Consider the following 17,587-nt stretch of genomic DNA (forward strand, 5'->3'; position numbering starts at 1 on the left):
TGCCACCCTACGGCCTGCGCCGGGGCACAGGGGGCTGAGGTGCGGACTTGCCCCGCGGGTGTCAACTCGGCGGGCCGGGATTCGATTCCCGCCGGTCCGGACCGCTTCAGCGGGCGCCGGTGTCCCCTCCGACGACCGCGTCGCCGCTCGGAGTGGCGGCGGAGTGCGGGCGCGGCGCGAGCGAGGCGAGGCTGCCGGTGTCCCCGACCCGCAGTACGAAGGGGCGCTGCGGCGTGTAGCGGATGGCGGTGACGGAGCAGGGCTCGACGTTGATCCGCTGGAAGTGGTCCAGGTGCAGGCCGAGCGCGTCGGCCACGATCGCCTTGATCACGTCGCCGTGCGAGCAGGCGATCCAGACGGCGTCCTGGCCGTGCTCGGCGGCCACCTTCTCGTCCCACTCCCGGGCGGCCGTCACCGTACGGTGGCTCAGCGCGCGCAGCGACTCCCCGCCGGGGAAGGCGGCGGCCGCGGCGTGGTCCTGCACCACCCGCCAGAGCGGCTCCTTGGCCAGCTCGGCCAGCGGGCGGCCGGTCCACTCCCCGTAGTGGCACTCGCCGAAGCGCTCGTCGAGCTCCGGCCCCCGGAGTTCGGGGCGGGCCGCCAGCAGCGGGGCCAGCGTCTGGCGGCAGCGCTCCAGCGGGCTGCTCACCGCCTGCACCAGCGGCACCTGGGCCAGGCGCTCGGCGAGCTCCTCGGCCTGCGAGCGGCCGGTGTCGTCCAGCTCCACCCCGGGGGTCCAACCGGCGAGCACCCCGGCTGTGTTCGCGGTCGATCGGCCGTGGCGTACGAGCAGCAGAGTCGGCATGCGGACCAGCCTAACGGCTCTTGATCGCCGTTCCCAGGTCCGCTCCCGGAGCTGCCGGACGTGCGGGTCTCGTGCGGATTCCGCCCGGGGTGGTGCTTGAGCACCGCCTGGTTCGGCAAGAATGTCCCGCATGATCGTGGACAGAGCCACCTACCGGGACGGCCACCGGACCGAAGGCCCGGCCGACCTCTCGGACGCCCTCGCCGCCGCCCGGGCGACGCCGGGCGCCTACGTCTGGCTCGGCCTGTACGAGCCGACCCAGGAGGAGCTGGACCTCGTCAGCGAGGAGTTCGGCCTGCACCCGCTCGCGGTCGAGGACGCCGTCAACGCGCACCAGCGGCCCAAGCTGGAGGAGTACCGGGACTCGCTCTTCATGGTGCTCAAGACCGTCGGCTACCACCCCGACGGGCACAGCGTGAGCACCGGCGAGGTGATGCTCTTCGTCGGCGACAGCTACGTGATCACCATCCGGCACGGCGCCGACAGCCCGCTGCGCGGCCTGCGCGCCGAGCTCGAGAAGCAGCCCGAGCTGCTCGCCCACGGGCCCTCCGCCGTCCTGTACGCCGTCGCCGACCTGGTGGTGGACAGCTACCTCGACGCCCAGACCTCCCTCCAGGCCGACCTGGACGAACTCGAGGCCGAGGTGTTCGCCCCCGGCCGCCCCCGGGCCAACGTCGCCGAGCGGATCTACGAGTTCAAACGCCAGCTGCTGGCCTTCCGCCGGGCGAGCGCCCCGCTGCAGGAGCCCCTCTCCCGGCTCTCCAAGGGCACCTCGAACTACCCGCCGGAGCCGCTGCGGCCGTACCTGCGCGACGTCGCCGACCACCTCTCCAAGGTCAACGAGATGATCGACGGCCTCGACCGCCTGCTCTCCGACATCCTCAACGCCAATCTGGCCCAGGTGAGCGTCCAGCAGAACGACGACATGCGGAAGATCTCCGCCTGGGCAGGTCTCGCCGCCGTCCCCACCATGATCGCGGGCATCTACGGCATGAACTTCGTGGACATGCCCGAGCTGCGGCAGCCGTGGGGGTATCCGGCGGCGGTCGTCCTGATGGTCCTCGTCTGCGTGGTGCTGCACCGGGTGTTCAAGCGCAGCGGCTGGCTCTGAGGGTCAGTCCCGCCGGAGCCGGTCCAGGATCGGCTCCCAGGCGGCCCGGCCGAGCCGGGCATCGGCCTCGGGCGTGCCGCCGTAGGCGTACGTCGTCATGGGTGCGGCCGGGCTCTCGCCGGGCAGGCGGATGCGGTGGCCGGCGTCCGCGCTGCTGATCAGCTCGACCGGAGCACCGACGGCCCGCCGCCGGCCGGCCAGCTCCTGGGCGTACCGCAGGGCGGGCCACATCTCGTCGTCGCCGCCCGCCACCAGCACGAGGTCCGCGCGAGCCTGCTCGACCGGGATCGCGGCGGCCTCCAGGCGGGCCGCGAAGGTGCGCTCGCTCTGCTCGTACCACCCGAGGATCGCCACCGGCTCCGGGCCGTGGTCGCCCTCCAGCCAGGTGTCGTCGACCGGGACGAACGGCACCGGCTCACCGCGCCAGCTCCACGACGAACGGTACGGCCGCTCCCGTCCGTCCAGCCCCGGCCCGACGTTCCCCCACACCACCGAGGTCGGCGCCAGTGCCACCACCACGTCCACCCGCGGATCACGCACCGCCGTCAGCATCGCCGCCTCGGCACCCTTGGAGGTGCCCAGGATCGCGATCCGCTCCGCTCCTCGCTCCTTCAGCAGGTCCACCGCCGCGGTGAAGGTCTCCAGCGGCACCTCACAGATCCCCGGCGGCTGCCCGGGGCCGCCGTACCACCGGATCGACAGCGCCATCACCCCCTGCCCGGCCAGCACCCGCGCCCGCTCCCGGTCCACCCGCCCGCTCGACCCCAACAGCACCACCACCCCGGTCCGGCTCCCCCCGGCCGGCTCCACCAGCACACCCTCCCAAGGGACCGTCAACTCCCGCTCGACCAGCTCCATCGCTCTCTCCCCCTCGCATCGGAACAGACTCCCCGGCATCGTACGAGATCACTGTCCGGGCCCTGCGGAATCCACCTACGATCCCCGCCATGGAACCGCAGGTACCGAAGGGCCTCACCCCCGTCGACAGCCACGCCGCCCGCCGCTGGGCAGCGGGAGACACCGAGCACCGGCGGACCGTCGGTCTCCACCCGGCACACCCCGAGCAGAACCTCGCGCTCTACATCCACCGGATCGAGGCAGCCGGCTGGCAGTTGGCCGACCAGGCCTTCCACGACGACGGGGCCGTCCGGCGCTGCTCACTGCGGTTCGTCCGCCCGGCCAGGTGACCACGCCGGCGCGGCGAACCGGGCCTCGGCGGCGATCTCGTCATCGGTCCAGGCCGCAACACCCTCGAGGTGCGGAGCATCGACCTCCTCGCCGGTGACGGCGGGATCGGCGGGATCGGCGGGATCGGCGGGATCGGCGGGCCGGTCTACGTCAATGCCCCGGGTAGGCACATCGGCTAGGCGAGGCCGGCGAGTTCGAGGGCCTCGACGCCGGTGCACCCTCGGGCGGGACCAGGACAGGCTTCGGCGGTGGCCGTCAGAACGGCTGCGGGCAGGGCATAGGTTCCGGGTCGTCCGGCCAGTGGAACGGACAGGGAACCACTGCGAGGTAGACCTTCGTGGGGTTGCCTGGCTCGGGGAACCACCAAGACCACACGTCCTCACGCCCGAGGGAGAGCACCCGCTCCGCGTACTGCTGCCGGTTCTCCGGGTCGCGGTGCGTGACCTTCGGCGTGGCGGCTTCCCACTGCTCTCGCATCCACTCGGCAGCCTCCTTGGCAGAGCCGACGGTGGCAGCCACCTGCCGGGGCTTCAACAGGTAGTGCCTCACCGCCTCGGGCGGCAGGTCCGAGGCGGTGAAGTCCGGCGTCCCCGGGTTCCGCTGTGACTGCATCTTGTAGCTCTCCAACAACCCGCCCTGGCCGGACCAGCGGAAGCAGTGGAAGTGCAATCCCAGCTTCGGTTCACCCTGGAGGTAGTGGTTCCAGTCGATCGGTTCCATGGCGCTGGACTCGGGCCTTTCAGAGGGGAGTTGGGAGATCCGGAGTGGGAGAGCTTCCCACAGCCTCGGCCGGAAGCCCGGGAGGGAAGGACTCCGGGTGTGCCGCACGCCGGACAGCTTCGGCCAGCTCGGCTGCATCGGCCCGAGCCAGGGCTCCGACCAGATAAGCGCGGGCCTCTTGGACGGCCGCCGTCGGTTCGTGCAGCGTCTCGGGGGCCAGCGCCTCCCGCATGGCAGGATCGGCGAGAGCCTGGCGGAGGATCAGGCCCGCTACCTCGGACGCCACCCACTGACCTGTGCGCTCCTTGAGCGCGAACGTCAGGTGCAGAGACGGTTCATGCCCGACCGTGTACGGGGAGTGGACGAACCCGCGCGGGAGCCACATCACGTCACCCGGTCCGAGTACGGGCGTCTCCACCGGCGGAGTGAACTCCAAGTACCTCCGTTCCTCCGGGGTGAAGCCCCGGGTGTGGAAACTCCCGTACTCCCTCACGGGGTTCTCCACGAACGGGCGGTGCAGCGGCCACGCCTTCTGCCCGGCCAACTGCACGATCAGCGTCACGTACGGGTCGTAGTGGTACCTCAGCCCGTGTGCACCGGCCGGGGTGTAGTAGGCGTTCGCGTGCACCTCGTACCCGGTCTCCACGGCGATGGCCCGCGCCATGTCGGCGACCATGGGCTTCATCGTGTCCAGGCCACGGATGGACAGCGTCCCACCGGCGTCCAGGAAGCGCCGGATGTAGCCCGGCCGGGGCATGTCGCCGACGACGTACAGGCAGGTGTCCACCGGACCACCGTCCTTGAGCAGCACTACGTTTCGGCTCGCCAAGGTGTTCGTGTCGATCAGCGCGTCCACCTCCTCCCGGTGCAGCAGAAGTCCGGCGAACCGGTCTGGGTGGTGTTGGTAGAACTGCGGTTCGGTCGGGCAGGCGCGCAGCACGCCGGACAGGTCAGCGTCGAGTAACAGGGACAGGCTCACTGGGGGTTCCCTCTGCTCAGATGGGTACGCTACGGGCAGTGGGCCGTCCTCGATTCAGGCGAGGACGGCCCACGTCGAGCTAGCCGATCAGCGGTCAGGCTGCCGTGGCGCCCTCACCGAACATGGCGAGGATCTGGTGCGCCCCGTTCACCAGCTCCGCCTTGGTGTACCGGAGGACCGGGGTCGAGTCGCCCAGCTTGGTGTCACCAACGGCGTAGCCGATGCCCCCGGCCAGCTCGGCGATGGACATGCAGTCCTCCATGGAGCCGGAGGAGTTGTCACCGCCGCCGCAGAGGGCCGTGAACGGTCCGGCCACCTCGACGTCGGAGCGGTACAGGTCGGTCATGATGTTCCCTTCGAGTGGATGGTGTGGTGCCCGCATCTCCGTTGATGCAGGGAGGTACTGTCTATCCGTCGGCCAGCTGCCGGCTCGACGCCCCGAGCAGCCGCCAGGCGGCCCGATCAGGGCACTTCGCGCCTGAAAAGACGGAGTGCCCGTCACGTCCCAAGGACGGTACGGGCACTCAGAGTCAGGAAGGGGGACGAACTGTCCCCCCATGCAAGTGTTCTAGGCCGCGACCCCCACCGACTCGGCCAGCTCCACCGCGTCGGCACGCAGCGGACCCGTCGCCGTCCGGGTCAGTTCCACCACCAGCGAGCGCCCGGCGGGCACGTAACGGACTCCTTCGGGCGAGGTCTCGTACGCCTTCTTCAAGTAGTGCAGGGCGCCCGCCGGTTCGTGCCGTGAGTACTCCGAGCGTGCCGCGTCGATGTACAGCCGCGACCGGCGTTCGACGCTCGGCACAGTGGCCGGGTCCACGTCTGCCACCCGCCGCAGCGCAGCGCCAGGGGTGTGCAGCTCCACGCCGATCGTGACCGCGTGCACGGCCACATTGCCGACGCCGAAGGCCGTCCAGGGGTGCCAGTAGGCCGGGGCCTGCTTCGCGGTCCGGTCCGCCTCGTCCCACCAGCGCCAGGCATCGCCGTCCCGGCCGTCCTGAGCGAACGTCACGGCAGCCTTGAGCGCCAGGGAGCCGAAGACACCCCGAAGGCTCTCCGAGCCCTCTTCGAGCATCGGCCGCAGGGACTCGGCGGCATCCTCCACCAGGCGCAGGCACTCATCCGTGTGCCCGCTGGCAGCAAGGCCGTTGGCGGAGATCCACGCCGACGCGGCCAACATCACGGGGTCGTCGGCCTCCTCGGCCGCCATCCGGGCCCGGTCGACCGTGAGCCAGTACAGCTCTGGCTCAGAGGTGTGCGCGGCGTACTGCTGCGCGAGCGCGTACGCCTCAGCAATGATCCGGTACGCCTGCCGGCGCTCGGCCCCCTCGCGGCCTCGTGCGGTCGCGTGGCAGGTCAACAGCAGCTCCGGAAGCAACGCCCCTACCTCGGTCCGCTGATGGGCGGAGGAGTGCCACAGGGTCCACGTCTGCCGAACCCTGCCCGCCAACTCGTCAAGCGTCGTCGGCAGATCGTTCGGCCGCCGGTACGCGCTCGCGTGGATCGCTTCCCGCAGCGCGGGCACGGAAGCGTGGCTCAGCTTGCCCCATGGGCCCACCGGCACGGCTCCCGGAGTGCCCGTCAGGGCCCCGATGTCGTCCAGCCGGAGAACCTGCGCGAGGCGGGCCAGCATGCCCACGTTGCGCAGCTGTCGATCCCCGTTCTCGATCTTCTTCAACCAGTCAGGGGTGCGGCCGACCAGACCGGCCAGAACCGGCCTGGTCATCCCGCGCCGCTCACGGTGGTATCGCACTCGTTCGCCGGTGGTCAGGCCCTCGGCGGGAAGGTCGGTCATGGTCACTCCCTGGCACGGTGTCAAGCCCTAGGCAGAGAGTACGCCGGGCGCAGCCGCGTGGGGAGAGATCAAGAGCAGCCGCCAGGAACATCAGCAGGGCCCGTAGCCGGTCCACGAGTGACAGGCCACGAACTCTCCCGGGGATGCCCCGCCGTTAGGCGAGGCCGGCGAGTTCGAGGGCCTCGACGCCGGTGCGGAGGGCGGTGATGCGCTCTTCGAGGGTGAAGCCGGCCGGGGCCGGATTCGGTCATTCACTCGTGAACGCCCCCGAATTGGATCCAGTTCCCTGCTGTGAGGTCCACTCCCGGATCTGGCGGCCCGGACCACATCACGCAGCCCGCGCCGCGTCCGCACACCAGCCCCGCCAACTTGCAACGGTCACCGGTGACTCGGCGTGGTCCAGTGCCCAGCGCACGTAGCCGGCCCGACGCTGCACCGTCGGGTCCGGCGAGCACACCGCCGCGTCGAGCCCGGCACGCAGCGCCGGGCTGTCCAGGCTCCGGGCCAGCAGCACGTAGCCGAGATCCTCGCACCGCTGGCCGCGGTTCACCGCCCGGAGGGTCAACTCGGTCACTGCAGGGACCTGCGGTTCCGGCACATCCATATCGGCGAACTGGCGCAGTACCCGCTTCTTCAGGCCCCAGGGCGACCACGGGCCGGCCGACCGCCACTGCTCCGGGTGGTGCGCCTCCCACTGGAGGAAGAGCACCGCGTACGGCGCCAGCCGCCGGTAGTCGTCGAGACCACCCGCCCAGCGCACCGCACGGAACTTGCCGACGACTCCGTGGAGCGTATCCGCCTCGGCAGTCGCGTGGGCGGCCTGCGCCGCGCGCGCCGAAACCGCCAGGACCGGATCCGTCGGGCTCCAGGACTTCCCGGCCGCCCACCACGCCTCGTTCATCGCCCGAAGCGCGCGATCGAGCGCGGCCCTGGAACGGGTATGACGCGCCACAGCGGCATCACGACGGAGCGGATCCCGACTCACCAGGTCGAACATCCACTCGCTGTCAGCTGAAATCTGAAGATCCACCCGGGCAGTGTGCCACCGCCCCGCCCCGGCCTCACGTGAATTCCGCCCGAGTGCGGCCCGACAGACCCGCACGCCCGAAGGCTCGAACCGGACCGCCCCCCAGGTCGCACCACCCATCAGCGCCCCCGACCTCCTCAGGCGAGGCCGGCGAGTTCGAGGGCCTCGACGCCGGTGCGGAGGGCGGTGATGCGCTCTTCGAGGGTGAAGCCGGCCGGGGCGAGGGTGAGGGTGGTGACGCCGGCGGCGGCGTAGGCGTGCATGCGGTCGGCGATGCGCTCCTTGGTGCCGAGGAGGGCGGTGGAGTCGATCAGGTCGTGCGGGACGGCGGCGGCGGCGCCGGCGTAGTCCTTGGCGAGGTACTTCTCCTGGATCTCGTCGGCGGCGGCCTCGTAGCCCATGCGACGGGCGAGCTGGTTGTAGAAGTTCTTCTCCTTGCTGCCCATGCCGCCGATGTAGAGGGCGGCATAGGAGCGCTGGGTGTCGGCCGCGGCCTTGACGTCCTCGCCGACCGAGATGGTGACGGTGGGGCAGAGGTCGAAACCGTCCAGGGTCAGGCCGGCCTTGGCGCGGCCGGCGGTCAGGGGGTCGAGGGAGAGGGCGGCGTGCTCGGGGGCGAAGAAGATGCCGAGCCAGCCGTCGGCGATCTCGCCGGTCAGCTCCAGGTTCTTCGGGCCGATCGCCGCGATGTAGAGCGGGATGCGCTCGCGGACCGGGTGCACGGTCAGCTTGAGCGGCTTGCCCGGGCCGCCCGGGAGGGGGAGGGTCCACTGCGACCCCTCGTGGACCAGGCGCTCGCGGGACATCGCCTTGCGGATGATCTCCACGTACTCGCGGGTCCGCGCCAGCGGCTTGTCGAACTTGACGCCGTACCAGCCCTCGGAGACCTGCGGCCCCGACACGCCGAGCCCGAGGCGGAACCGGCCGCCGGAGAGGGTGTCCAGGGTGGCCGCCGTCATGGCGGTCATCGCCGGGGTGCGGGCCGGGATCTGGAAGATCGCCGAACCGACGTCGATCCGCTCGGTCTTGGCCGCGACGTAGCTGAGCACCGTCGCCGCGTCCGACCCGTAGGCCTCGGCCGCCCAGCACACCGAGTAGCCGAGCCGGTCCGCCTCCTGGGCGACCGCGATGTTGTCGGCGTCCATGCCGAGACCCCAGTAGCCGAGGTTGATGCCGAGTCGCATGTGGATGCCGAGCCTTCCAGGAGACGGGAGGGTTGCCGGGCCCGAGCCTAACCGGGCTGCCGACGGACAGGCTACCGACGGGTAGATGTGGGCTGCGTCACGCCGCGCACCCGGACGTGCGTGGCGCTCCGGGTTCGGACCGCTACGCTCTGCGGTCATGGGGGGCGGTACCCCCTGCGCGCGGCCGCCGTGCCGCCCGATCAGCTGACGGAGGGTCTGCCCCGGTGGAAAAGCGTCAACTCGGCCGGACGGGGCTGCGGGTCTCCCGCCTGGGCCTCGGCACCATGACCTGGGGCCGGGACACCGACGAGCACGAAGCCGCCGAACAGCTCAAGGCGTTCGTGGACGCGGGCGGCACCCTGGTCGACACCGCCGACGTGTACGCCGACGGCGGCGCCGAGTACCTGCTCTCCCGGCTCACCGAGACCCTCGTCCCGCGCGCCGAGTTGGTCATCGCCACCAAGGCCGGCAGCGTGCCCGACGCCGACCGCCGCTTCGACACCTCCCGGGGCCGGCTGCTCGCCGCCCTCGACGGCTCGCTGCGCCGCCTCGGCACCGACTACGTGGACCTCTGGCAGGTGCACGCGTACGACCCCGACACGCCGACCGAGGAGACGCTGCACGCGCTGGACCTCGCCGTCGGCTCCGGCCGGGCCCGGTACGCCGGGCTCGCCAACCACAGCGGCTGGCAGACCGCCAAGGCCGCCACCTGGCAACGTGCCCAGCCCGGGCGGGTGCCGCTGGCCGGTGTGCAGTTGGAGTACTCGCTGCTGCAGCGCGGGGTCGAACGGGAGGTGCTGCCGGCCGCGCTCGACGCGGGTCTGGGGCTGCTCGCCTCCTCGCCGCTCGGGCGTGGCGTGCTCACCGGCAAGTACCGCCACGGTGTGCCGCCCGAGTCGCGCGGCGCCTCCCCGTACCTCTCCGGCTTCGTCCAGCCCTACCTCGGCGAACGCTCGCGGCACATCGTGGACGCGGTCGCGACCGCCGCCGACGGGCTCGCCTCCAGTCCGCTGGCGGTGGCACTGGCGTGGGTGCGGGACCGCCCCGGGGTGGCGAGCGCGCTGGTCGGGGCGCGGACGGCGGGGCAGCTGCAGCACTGCCTGTCGGTGGAGAGCCTTACGCTTCCGGATGAGATCCGCGCTGCGTTGGACGACGTCTCGGCCCCGACGCACCGCTACCCGGACGATGGCTGGACGGAGCTGTAGGAGCGAGTGATGGGCAACACGGAGACCGCCGCGGCGAAGGCGGCGGCACTCGCCGAGCTGACCAAGGCCGTGCGGAAGGTGGAGCAGGCACCCCGGCCCGCCTCCGAGATCCGCGTCCAGCGCAAGGTCGACCGGATCGCCGAGGAGCAGGCCGCCGCCGAAGCGGCCGCCGAGGCGGAGGCGGCTGCCGCGGCCGCGAAGGCCGCTGAAGCGGAGAACGGTTCGGAGGACGGTACCGAGAACGGCGTCGAAGCCGACGAGCCGTCAGCCGAGTCCGAGCCCGACGCCGAGTCCGACGCCGAGAGCGAAGCCGAATCAGAGAGCGACGCCGAGAGCGAAGCCGAGCCGACGGCGGACCAGGCGGACGCGCAGTCCGAAGGGACCCGTCCGGAGCCGGAGACGGCCGAGGCGGAGCCGGCCGACGCCGAGGAACCGGACGACACGCCCGAGGCGGGAACGGACGACGGCGAGGGCGCCACCGACACGCCCGAGCCGGGCACGGCCCCGGTACCGGCCGAAGCCACCCCGTCGGCCCCGGCCCCGGCCCCGGTGCCGATGCCCGTGCCGGTGCCGGTGCCCGTGCCGGTGCCGGTGCCGCCCAAGGCCGGGGTGGTCCGGCGGCGGGTGCAGCGGCCCGAGCTGCCCGCAGTGCCGGACGAGCAGCGGTTGGCGGCGTACCGGGCGGCGGCCGAGGTGCTGCGGGCCGGCGGGGCACCGGCGGAGCTGGCCGAGGTGGCCGTGGCGGAGCTCGGGGAGTCGGCGGCCGAGGTGCTACGGGCGGATCCGTGGGCGGTGCTGGGGCTGGCGGGGGTGCGGCCGGAGCATGCGGACGGGTTCGCGCGTGGCGTGCTCGGGGCCCAGGCCACGCCGGGGGACGCCCGGCGGGCCGGGGCGCTGGCCGTCTGGGTGCTCGAGCAGGCGGCGCTGCGCGGCCACTCCGCGCTGGAGTTCGGCGAGGTGGTCGGCGAGTTGGAGAAGCTGCGGCTGCCCGAGGCGGCCGCGGCGCTGCAGGCCGTGGTGACCGACGGCCGGGTGATGGCGTTCCAGGAGGAGCTGCCGGGCGCCACCGCCGCCACGCCCGCCAAGGGCGAGGACGCGGACGAGGACCCGGAGGTGCCGACCCGGACGCTGCTCGCGCTGGAGCGGCTCGCGCTCGCGGAGGAGAGCCTCGGCGAGGGCCTGGTCCGGCTGGCCTCCACGGTGGGCGAGGTGGACGGGCCGGCCTGGGAGGCCGCGGCGGCCGCCGCGCCGTCCCCCTCCGCCGCCGCGCTGATCCGCGCCGTGGCCGCGAACGGCCTGGTCGCCCACACCGGCGGCGAGGCCGCCAAGGCCGAGCCGGCGGCGCTGCTGACGGCCGCGCACGGCCTCGGGCTGCGGGTCTGGGCCGCCACCTGGACGGATCAGGGCCGCGATGCCTTCGCCGCCCAGCTGGGCGGTCCGGACGCACCCGTCGCGGTGCTCGGCGAGCTGCTCGCCGGTACGGCCGGGCCCGGCCACGCCGAGGACACCTCGCTCGCCCTGGACCTGCTCGTGGTGCTCGACGCGCCGCTGCTCGACCTGGAGTTGGCCGCCACCCTGGTGGAGTCGCTGGCCGACGGCACCCGCCTGGTGCTCAGCGGTGACCCGGGCCAGCTCTGGTCGGCCGGGCCCGGGCGGTTCTTCGCCGACCTGGCGGCCGCCAAGGCCTGCCCGGTGCTGGCCTCCCGGACGCCCGACTTCGGGCCGATCGGCGAGCTGGTCTCCGGGATCGGCGTCGGCGAGCTGCTGCCGGTCGACGCCCCCGGCAAGGAGGTGGTGATCCTCCCCGCCAAGGACGGCGGCGAGGCGGTGCACCGCGCCCTGCAGCTGCTGACCGACTCCATCCCGCGCGCGCTGGGCATCCCGGTCGAGCAGGTCACCCTGCTGACCCCGGGGCACGGCGGCAGCGCAGGCACCCGGGCGCTCAACGCGGCGGCCAAGGCGCGGCTCAACCCCGGCCCCGGCCGGTTCGGCGGCTTCGACCCGGGCGACCGGGTGGCCTACTCCCCCGCCCCCGGCCTCTGCCACCTGGGCCGGGTGCTCGACGGCGACGCCGCCGGGCTGCACCTGCAGCTCACCGACGGCGCCAAGCTCACCCTCGCCCCCGCGCAGGCCGCCGACACCGCCAAGCTGCGCCACGGCTGGGCGCTGACGGTGCACCAGGCCGTCGGCCGCCGCTGGCCGGGCGTGATCGCCGTCCTGCCGGACGACGCCGCGGCCGGGCTGACCCGCCAGCTGGTGTACACCGCCTTCGGCCGCGCCGAGCGCCACCTCTCGGTGGTCCACGCGGCCGGCCAGGCCCTCCCCCAGGCGGTCACCGGCCGCCAGGCCCAGCCCCGGACCACGCGGCTGCGCACCGTCCTCGCCGAACTCGCGGAGCCGCAGGACTGAGGCCAGGGCCCGGGTCGGTCCGGACCTGGACCGACCCGGCCCGGCCCGGCCCAGAAAGCCGTCAGGCGGCCGTCTCCGGCCGCCTGGCGGGGTGGGGTGGGTGGACGGGCGTCAGCCGTCCGTGTCGTGGCCGTCGAGGTCGTCGTCGTAGACCTCGCTGACGTCGAAGCGGCAGATCAGCAACTGCGGGTCGGCGCCGTCGAACGGCTCGGGGAGCCACTCGCCCGGGTCGGTCGGCTCGGTGGCGGCCACCCAGAGCGTGGAGTCACCCTCCTCGAGGCCGAACTCCTCGCAGCGGGCGGCGATCTCGTCCGGCTCGTACTCGCCGAAGATCACGCCGATGGCCGCCGTCACGCCGCCCTCCGCGCCACCGCCCGGGGTGAGCGAGCTCTCCACCCGCTCGGCCTGCCCGCGCAGCCGCTTCGGGTCGGCGATCAGGTAGTCACGGCGGATCAGGACGCTGATCGCCTCGGGCTGTTCGGGGCCGGTGTAGGTGCCGGGGCCTTCGTCGCCGGGCACCTCGAAGGGGGTGACCTCGTCGTAGACCTCGTACAGGATCTGGTCGTACGCGATTGCCGCCGCGGCAAGCTCCTCGTAGGCGGTGACGACGTCGGTATCGTCGGCTTCGGCAGGGGCGGAGACCGCCGCCAGGTGGCGGTCGATGGCGGCCTTGACCGCCTCGGCGGCGGCGCGTACCTCGGAGATGGTGAGCTGCGCGGCATCAGACATGGTGCTGACGCTATCTCCCCCGACCCACGACACGCACAGGGGTTGTCCCCTACGCCCGTGAATTCACTGCAACTTGCGCCCGGATGTCCGGTCCGCGTGGTTCTGTGCCCGCGCCGCGGGGGCACCCACGCGCCCCTGGGAGCTGCCCCGCGAGCCCGTTCCGACCTGATGTTGTGCCCCGCGTCACTCCGTCCGGGCGGCGGGTCGCGGCATTCCGGCGTCTTACCGTGGGTATCCCGGTGGCGAGGAAGAAAATTGATTGACTGTCAGCCGCGGCGGCGCGAACCTCGCTGCCAGGAGGAGATCACCGAGCGCCCGAGCACCCCGTCCGACCAGGCCCAGTTGTCCCAGGCAGGCCGTACCCTTGCCTGCACGGCGCACCGCAGGAGGCAGAATCTTGACCCCACCGAAGCTGGTCCGGCAACCGGAGTACGAGTACCAGTCGCTGCGCATGCCGCGCGGCACGACCCGGAACGCCGCCCGGCAGCTGCTCACCGAGCACGCCGAGTACGGGCACTGGGAGCTGGACAGGCTGCGGCTCTTCCCCGACGGCAGCCGCACCGTGCTGCTGCGCCGCCGGATCATCCGCCAGGTGCGCAGTTGGTAGCGGCCCGGCCGGTAGCGGCGGCGGGCCGCGTGCGTGTGGGGCGCGACAGCGACGGCTGTCGCGCCCCACGGCGTTTCGGCGTCGGCCGCCGTGGTCAGCGGGCTCCGGCGCGCGAGCGGCGGTAGAGCACGCCGCCGCCGATCATCATCGCCAGGCCGGCCGTGCCCGCTAGCTCGAGGCCGAGGGCGTTGGTGCCGGTGGAGGCCAGCTGGGCGCGGGTGGTGTCGAGCGCCCTGGCTCCCTGGCGGGGGGTGTGGGTCTCGCCCGTGCCGCCCGAGGGGGTGCCGTTGCCGGTGGTCGAGGAGCTGACCGGGGTGGCCTGGACCGGGCCGCCGTTGCGGTCGCTGCCCGGCGCCCCAGCGGGCGGCGTGTCGGCGGTCGGCGTACCGGCGGACGGGGCCTGGACCGGCGGGGTCTGGGCGGGGGGCGTCTGCGCGGGGGGCGTCTGCGCGGGCGGCTGCTCCACCGGCGGCGTCTGCGCGGGCGGCTGGCTCACCGGAGGGGTGTCGCCGGGCGGGGGCGGGTTGTGGCCCCCGGGCGGCGGCGGGTTGTGGGTGCCCGGCGTGCAGTCGTCGGCCGGCGGCGGAGGCGGCGGGTTGTGCGCCTCCGGCGGGCAGTCCTCGGTGGGCCGTGGGGGCGGCGGGGTGGAGTGCACCGGCGGGTGGCTGTGCGTCTCGTTGCCGCAGCTGTTGCCGAAGGCCGGGTTCAGCAGACCGGGCAGGTTCACCGAGTTGCCACAGGCGTTGACCGGGACGGTCACCGGAGCCTGCACCTGGTTGCCCGCGACCACGCCCGGCGAGCCGTGGGCGACCCCGGCGGCCGAGGCGCCGCCCGGGTGCAGGTGGCCCGCGCCGGGCTGCCAGCCGCCGGCGTTGCCGCCGGTGTGGCCGGTCTGCATCGGCGCGGAGTGCGGTGGGGGCAGGTGGCCCGCGTGGTGGTGGCCGGGGTGGCCCTGGCCGGGCACGGAGGGCATGCTGCGGACCGCGTTGGCGCAGCTGTTGCCGAACGCCGGGTTCAGCGCGCCGACCGCGTCGACCGTGTTGCCGCAGGCGTTGACGGGGATGTCCACGGGAGCCTGCACGGCGTTGCCGGAGCCGACCCCGGGCGAGTTGACCGCACCGCCCTGGGCGTCCGCGTTGGCGTACGCATAGCCCGCGGTGGAGGCCAGCACGCTGCCGGTGGCTACGGCAGTGAGGATGCCCCTCTTTGCGACCTGTCGCATTACTCCCCTAACTGTGATTGTCGGAATTTGGCGGAACTCCTGACGAGACTCCCCGTGCACCACACAACGAGGCGCGCCGGGAAAGGTTGAGCCGCCACCGTTCGTTCATCCGATCGGGTGAGCGAAAAAAGGCCGTGCCCCCGAGCGGTGGATTCCACCACCCTCAGGGGCACGGCCTTCAGCGCACCGGCGTCAGTCGCCGGGCAGCGGTCAGACGTTCTCGCAGTGGTCGCCGAACGCCGGGTTCAGCAGGCCGACCACGCTGATGGTGTTGCCGCAGACGTTGACCGGCACGTGCACCGGGATCTGGACCAGGTTGCCCGAGGCCACGCCGGGGGAATCGACGGCGGCACCCTCGGCCTGCGCGCCGTGCGCCGAGGCGACGCCGGCACCGGCCAGGGCCAGACCACCGGTGGCGGCGACGACGGCGGCAATCTTCTTGATCTTCACGGGGTTCCTCCTGAGAACCGGAAAGGTGGAGCTGTGCGAATCCGCAGTCCGCGCTCCCGGCTCGGGGCCGGAATCACGCCTGCAAATGGGTGAACGACGCTGGGCCGAATGGGGTACGCCACCCCGATTCGGTTCACCCTTCGCGGTGACCGTTCGCACGCACAGCCGACACCACTCCGAACACGGTTCTCAGCAGGCGTCGATGAACCGGTCCAGCACCCGGACACCGAACTTCAGGCCGTCCACCGGCACCCGCTCGTCCACGCCGTGGAACATCCCGGCGAAGTCCAGCTCCGGCGGCAGCTGCAGCGGGGCGAAGCCGAAGCAGCGGATGCCGAGGTCCTGGAAGGACTTCGCGTCCGTGCCGCCGGAGAGGCAGTACGGCACCGCCCGGGCGATCGGGTCCTCGGCGCGCAGCGCGGACTGCATCGCCTCGACCAGCGCCCCGTCGAAGCTGGTCTCGATCGCCTTGTCACTGTGCAGGCTCTCGCGCTTGACCCGGGGGCCGAGGATGCGGTCGAGGTCGGCCAGGAACTCCTCCTCGTACCCGGGCAGGAAACGCCCGTCCACGTGGGCCGTGGCCTGGCCGGGGATGACGTTCACCTTGTAGCCCGCGCCGAGCATGGTCGGGGCGGCGGTGTTGCGCAGCGTGGTGCCGATCATCTTGGCGATGCCGCCGAGCACCCGCAGCGTCTCGTCCATGTTCTCCGGGTCGAGCTCGACGCCGAGCGCGTCCGAGAGCTCGTCCAGGAAGGCCCGGACGGTCTTGGTGATCCGCAGCGGGAACTGGTGCCGCCCGAGCCGGGCCACCGCCTCGCAGAGCTCGGTGATCGCGTTGTCGTTGTTCTCCATCGAGCCGTGGCCGGCCCGGCCCTCGACGGTCAGGCGCATCCAGTGCATGCCCTTCTCCGCCGTCTCGATCAGGTAGAGCCGGGTCTTGTCGTTCACCGTGAAGGAGAAGCCGCCGACCTCGCCGATGCCCTCGGTGACTCCCTCGAACAGATCGCGGTGCTTGTCGACCAGGTACCGGGCGCCGTAGGTGCCGCCGGCCTCCTCGTCGGCCAGGAACGCCAGCACAATGTCACGCGGGGGCTTGCGGCCGGTGCGCAGACGGTCGCGGATCACCGCGAGGGTCATCGCGTCCATGTCCTTCATGTCGACCGCGCCGCGGCCCCAGACACAGCCGTCGGCGATCTCGCCGCCGAAGGGGTCGTACGTCCAGTCCGCCGCGTTGGCCGGGACGACGTCGGTGTGACCGTGGATCAGCAGGCCCGGACGGGAGCGGTCCTCGCCCTCGATCCGCACCACGGCGGAGGCCCGCCCCTTGGCCGACTCGATGATGGTCGGCTCCAGGCCGAACTCGGCCAGCTGCTCCGCCACGTACTCGGCGGCGGCCCGCTCGCCGGGGCCGGAGCCGTCCCCGTAGTTGCTGGTGTCGATCCGGATCAGATCCCGGCAGATGTCGGCCACCTCCGACTCCGCCGTCACCTTGGGGGCCCCCTGCCGATCGGCCTGCGAATCGCTCACGATCACTCCTCGTCCCTGGCTCTCTGACCCGCTCGGACCACCGCGCGGGCACGGTCCCGCCAATCCTCCCCCCAGCCACCCCGCCGCCCCAAGTGCCATTCCCGCCGGTCACCCCCGGATCGAAGCCCCCGGGCAGCCCCCAGGGACGGTTTTGGGACTACGAGCCGATCTTTGCTACAGTTGTCCATGTCAGCGCGGCACGGAGACGTCAACCGCAACGACAGGCACCTAGTCCGGGTGGCGGAATGGCAGACGCGCTAGCTTGAGGTGCTAGTGCCCTTTATCGGGCGTGGGGGTTCAAGTCCCCCCTCGGACACCAGGCAAGACCCCAGCAATCGCTGGGGTTTTTCTGCTTTCCAGGCCCGTCCCCGCGCCCCATCATGCCCCTGAGCAGGGCAAACGCTGGTTCGGACCACCCCGGAAGCCTGGTAGTGTTCTCTCTGCGCCAAGGGGAACGACAAGCAGGATCCCCACGGCACACACCCTGTCCGGGTGGCGGAATGGCAGACGCGCTAGCTTGAGGTGCTAGTGCCCTTTATCGGGCGTGGGGGTTCAAGTCCCCCCTCGGACACCAGCAGCCTGTGGAGCGATCGGTGATCGCTCCACAGGCTTTCTGTTCGGGGCCGGCG

At 72.5% G+C, this 17,587-nt stretch carries 17 protein-coding genes and 2 tRNA genes; 7 read left to right on the plus strand and 12 right to left on the minus strand.

What is annotated here, in order from left to right; translation table 11 throughout:
- Positions 1–106: 106 nt before the first annotated feature.
- Complete coding sequence (locus tag ABT095_RS03735) at positions 107–805, minus strand: histidine phosphatase family protein (RefSeq protein ID WP_350527631.1); 699 nt, start codon at positions 803–805, stop codon at positions 107–109.
- A gap of 130 nt (positions 806–935) precedes the next feature.
- On the opposite strand from ABT095_RS03735, the gene corA reads away from it, so the two are divergent.
- On the plus strand, positions 936–1,916 hold the full coding sequence (corA, locus tag ABT095_RS03740; protein ID WP_350527632.1) for a magnesium/cobalt transporter CorA: 981 nt from the start codon (positions 936–938) through the stop codon (positions 1,914–1,916).
- 3 nt (positions 1,917–1,919) lie between these two features.
- Here corA and ABT095_RS03745 read toward each other — a convergent pair whose 3' ends face one another.
- Positions 1,920–2,774: an acyl-CoA thioester hydrolase/BAAT C-terminal domain-containing protein gene (locus ABT095_RS03745; protein ID WP_350527633.1), complete on the minus strand. Its 855-nt coding sequence runs from the start codon at positions 2,772–2,774 to the stop codon at positions 1,920–1,922.
- An 89-nt stretch (positions 2,775–2,863) separates the two neighbouring features.
- Between ABT095_RS03745 and ABT095_RS03750 the strand changes: the two genes are divergently transcribed.
- Positions 2,864–3,103: a hypothetical protein gene (locus ABT095_RS03750; protein WP_350527634.1), complete on the plus strand. Its 240-nt coding sequence runs from the start codon at positions 2,864–2,866 to the stop codon at positions 3,101–3,103.
- Between the two features lie 256 nt (positions 3,104–3,359).
- On the opposite strand, the gene ABT095_RS03755 is transcribed toward ABT095_RS03750, so the two are convergent.
- The 6 genes from ABT095_RS03755 to ABT095_RS03780 all read right to left on the minus strand — a co-directional run bounded on the left by ABT095_RS03755 (position 3,360) and on the right by ABT095_RS03780 (position 8,809).
- Entirely contained in the window at positions 3,360–3,731 is a 372-nt protein-coding gene (locus ABT095_RS03755; protein ID WP_350527635.1) for a hypothetical protein, read from the minus strand.
- Between the two features lie 112 nt (positions 3,732–3,843).
- Positions 3,844–4,680, minus strand: coding sequence for a JmjC domain-containing protein (locus tag ABT095_RS03760; RefSeq protein WP_350527636.1), 837 nt, complete (start codon positions 4,678–4,680; stop codon positions 3,844–3,846).
- A 217-nt stretch (positions 4,681–4,897) separates the two neighbouring features.
- Positions 4,898–5,149, minus strand: a complete 252-nt coding sequence (locus ABT095_RS03765; RefSeq protein WP_350527637.1) for a DUF397 domain-containing protein — start codon at positions 5,147–5,149, stop codon at positions 4,898–4,900.
- Positions 5,150–5,371: 222 nt separating this feature from the next.
- Positions 5,372–6,598 (minus strand): helix-turn-helix domain-containing protein, encoded by a 1,227-nt coding sequence (locus tag ABT095_RS03770; RefSeq protein WP_350527638.1) that lies wholly within the window; start codon positions 6,596–6,598, stop codon positions 5,372–5,374.
- A gap of 328 nt (positions 6,599–6,926) precedes the next feature.
- On the minus strand, positions 6,927–7,628 hold the full coding sequence (locus ABT095_RS03775) for a hypothetical protein (protein WP_350527639.1): 702 nt from the start codon (positions 7,626–7,628) through the stop codon (positions 6,927–6,929).
- A 134-nt stretch (positions 7,629–7,762) separates the two neighbouring features.
- Positions 7,763–8,809: an LLM class F420-dependent oxidoreductase gene (locus ABT095_RS03780; protein WP_350527640.1), complete on the minus strand. Its 1,047-nt coding sequence runs from the start codon at positions 8,807–8,809 to the stop codon at positions 7,763–7,765.
- A 224-nt stretch (positions 8,810–9,033) separates the two neighbouring features.
- Here ABT095_RS03780 and ABT095_RS03785 point away from each other — a divergent pair, with 224 nt between their 5' ends.
- The gene (locus ABT095_RS03785; protein ID WP_350527641.1) at positions 9,034–10,014 is read left to right on the plus strand and encodes an aldo/keto reductase; all 981 of its coding nucleotides are present in this window, start codon (positions 9,034–9,036) and stop codon (positions 10,012–10,014) included.
- A 9-nt stretch (positions 10,015–10,023) separates the two neighbouring features.
- Positions 10,024–12,423: an ATP-binding domain-containing protein gene (locus ABT095_RS03790; RefSeq protein WP_350527642.1), complete on the plus strand. Its 2,400-nt coding sequence runs from the start codon at positions 10,024–10,026 to the stop codon at positions 12,421–12,423.
- Positions 12,424–12,534: 111 nt separating this feature from the next.
- On the opposite strand, the gene ABT095_RS03795 is transcribed toward ABT095_RS03790, so the two are convergent.
- Positions 12,535–13,152 carry a hypothetical protein gene (locus ABT095_RS03795; protein ID WP_350527643.1) on the minus strand — a complete coding sequence of 206 codons (618 nt, stop codon included), beginning with the start codon at positions 13,150–13,152 and terminating at the stop codon, positions 12,535–12,537.
- Positions 13,153–13,564: 412 nt separating this feature from the next.
- Here ABT095_RS03795 and ABT095_RS03800 point away from each other — a divergent pair, with 412 nt between their 5' ends.
- Positions 13,565–13,759 (plus strand): DUF5703 family protein, encoded by a 195-nt coding sequence (locus ABT095_RS03800; RefSeq protein WP_266301036.1) that lies wholly within the window; start codon positions 13,565–13,567, stop codon positions 13,757–13,759.
- Positions 13,760–13,853: 94 nt separating this feature from the next.
- On the opposite strand, the gene ABT095_RS03805 is transcribed toward ABT095_RS03800, so the two are convergent.
- The 3 genes from ABT095_RS03805 to ABT095_RS03815 form a co-directional block, all read right to left on the minus strand.
- Complete coding sequence (locus ABT095_RS03805; protein ID WP_350527644.1) at positions 13,854–14,981, minus strand: chaplin; 1,128 nt, start codon at positions 14,979–14,981, stop codon at positions 13,854–13,856.
- Between the two features lie 210 nt (positions 14,982–15,191).
- Positions 15,192–15,431, minus strand: coding sequence for a chaplin (locus ABT095_RS03810; protein ID WP_350527645.1), 240 nt, complete (start codon positions 15,429–15,431; stop codon positions 15,192–15,194).
- Between the two features lie 189 nt (positions 15,432–15,620).
- On the minus strand, positions 15,621–16,958 hold the full coding sequence (locus ABT095_RS03815) for a M20/M25/M40 family metallo-hydrolase (protein WP_350527646.1): 1,338 nt from the start codon (positions 16,956–16,958) through the stop codon (positions 15,621–15,623).
- Positions 16,959–17,189: 231 nt separating this feature from the next.
- Between ABT095_RS03815 and ABT095_RS03820 the strand changes: the two genes are divergently transcribed.
- Positions 17,190–17,277, plus strand: a tRNA-Leu gene (locus ABT095_RS03820).
- 167 nt (positions 17,278–17,444) lie between these two features.
- Positions 17,445–17,532 (plus strand) — tRNA-Leu (locus tag ABT095_RS03825).
- Positions 17,533–17,587 lie beyond the last annotated feature (55 nt).

The sequence above is a fragment of the Kitasatospora sp. NPDC002227 genome (assembly GCF_040296285.1).
Classification (GTDB): Bacteria; Actinomycetota; Actinomycetes; order Streptomycetales; family Streptomycetaceae; genus Kitasatospora.

What these genes read in the sequence shown, in the direction of transcription:
- ABT095_RS03750 (WP_350527634.1), top strand. Translation starts at nt 2,864, where the DNA reads ATGGAACCGCAGGTACCGAAGGGCCTCACCCCCGTCGACAGCCACGCC.
- ABT095_RS03765 (WP_350527637.1), bottom strand. Translation starts at nt 5,149, where the DNA reads ATGACCGACCTGTACCGCTCCGACGTCGAGGTGGCCGGACCGTTCACG.
- ABT095_RS03790 (WP_350527642.1), top strand. Translation starts at nt 10,024, where the DNA reads ATGGGCAACACGGAGACCGCCGCGGCGAAGGCGGCGGCACTCGCCGAG.
- ABT095_RS03780 (WP_350527640.1), bottom strand. Translation starts at nt 8,809, where the DNA reads ATGCGACTCGGCATCAACCTCGGCTACTGGGGTCTCGGCATGGACGCC.
- ABT095_RS03805 (WP_350527644.1), bottom strand. Translation starts at nt 14,981, where the DNA reads ATGCGACAGGTCGCAAAGAGGGGCATCCTCACTGCCGTAGCCACCGGC.
- ABT095_RS03735 (WP_350527631.1), bottom strand. Translation starts at nt 805, where the DNA reads ATGCCGACTCTGCTGCTCGTACGCCACGGCCGATCGACCGCGAACACA.
- corA (WP_350527632.1), top strand. Translation starts at nt 936, where the DNA reads ATGATCGTGGACAGAGCCACCTACCGGGACGGCCACCGGACCGAAGGC.
- ABT095_RS03770 (WP_350527638.1), bottom strand. Translation starts at nt 6,598, where the DNA reads ATGACCGACCTTCCCGCCGAGGGCCTGACCACCGGCGAACGAGTGCGA.
- ABT095_RS03745 (WP_350527633.1), bottom strand. Translation starts at nt 2,774, where the DNA reads ATGGAGCTGGTCGAGCGGGAGTTGACGGTCCCTTGGGAGGGTGTGCTG.
- ABT095_RS03795 (WP_350527643.1), bottom strand. Translation starts at nt 13,152, where the DNA reads ATGTCTGATGCCGCGCAGCTCACCATCTCCGAGGTACGCGCCGCCGCC.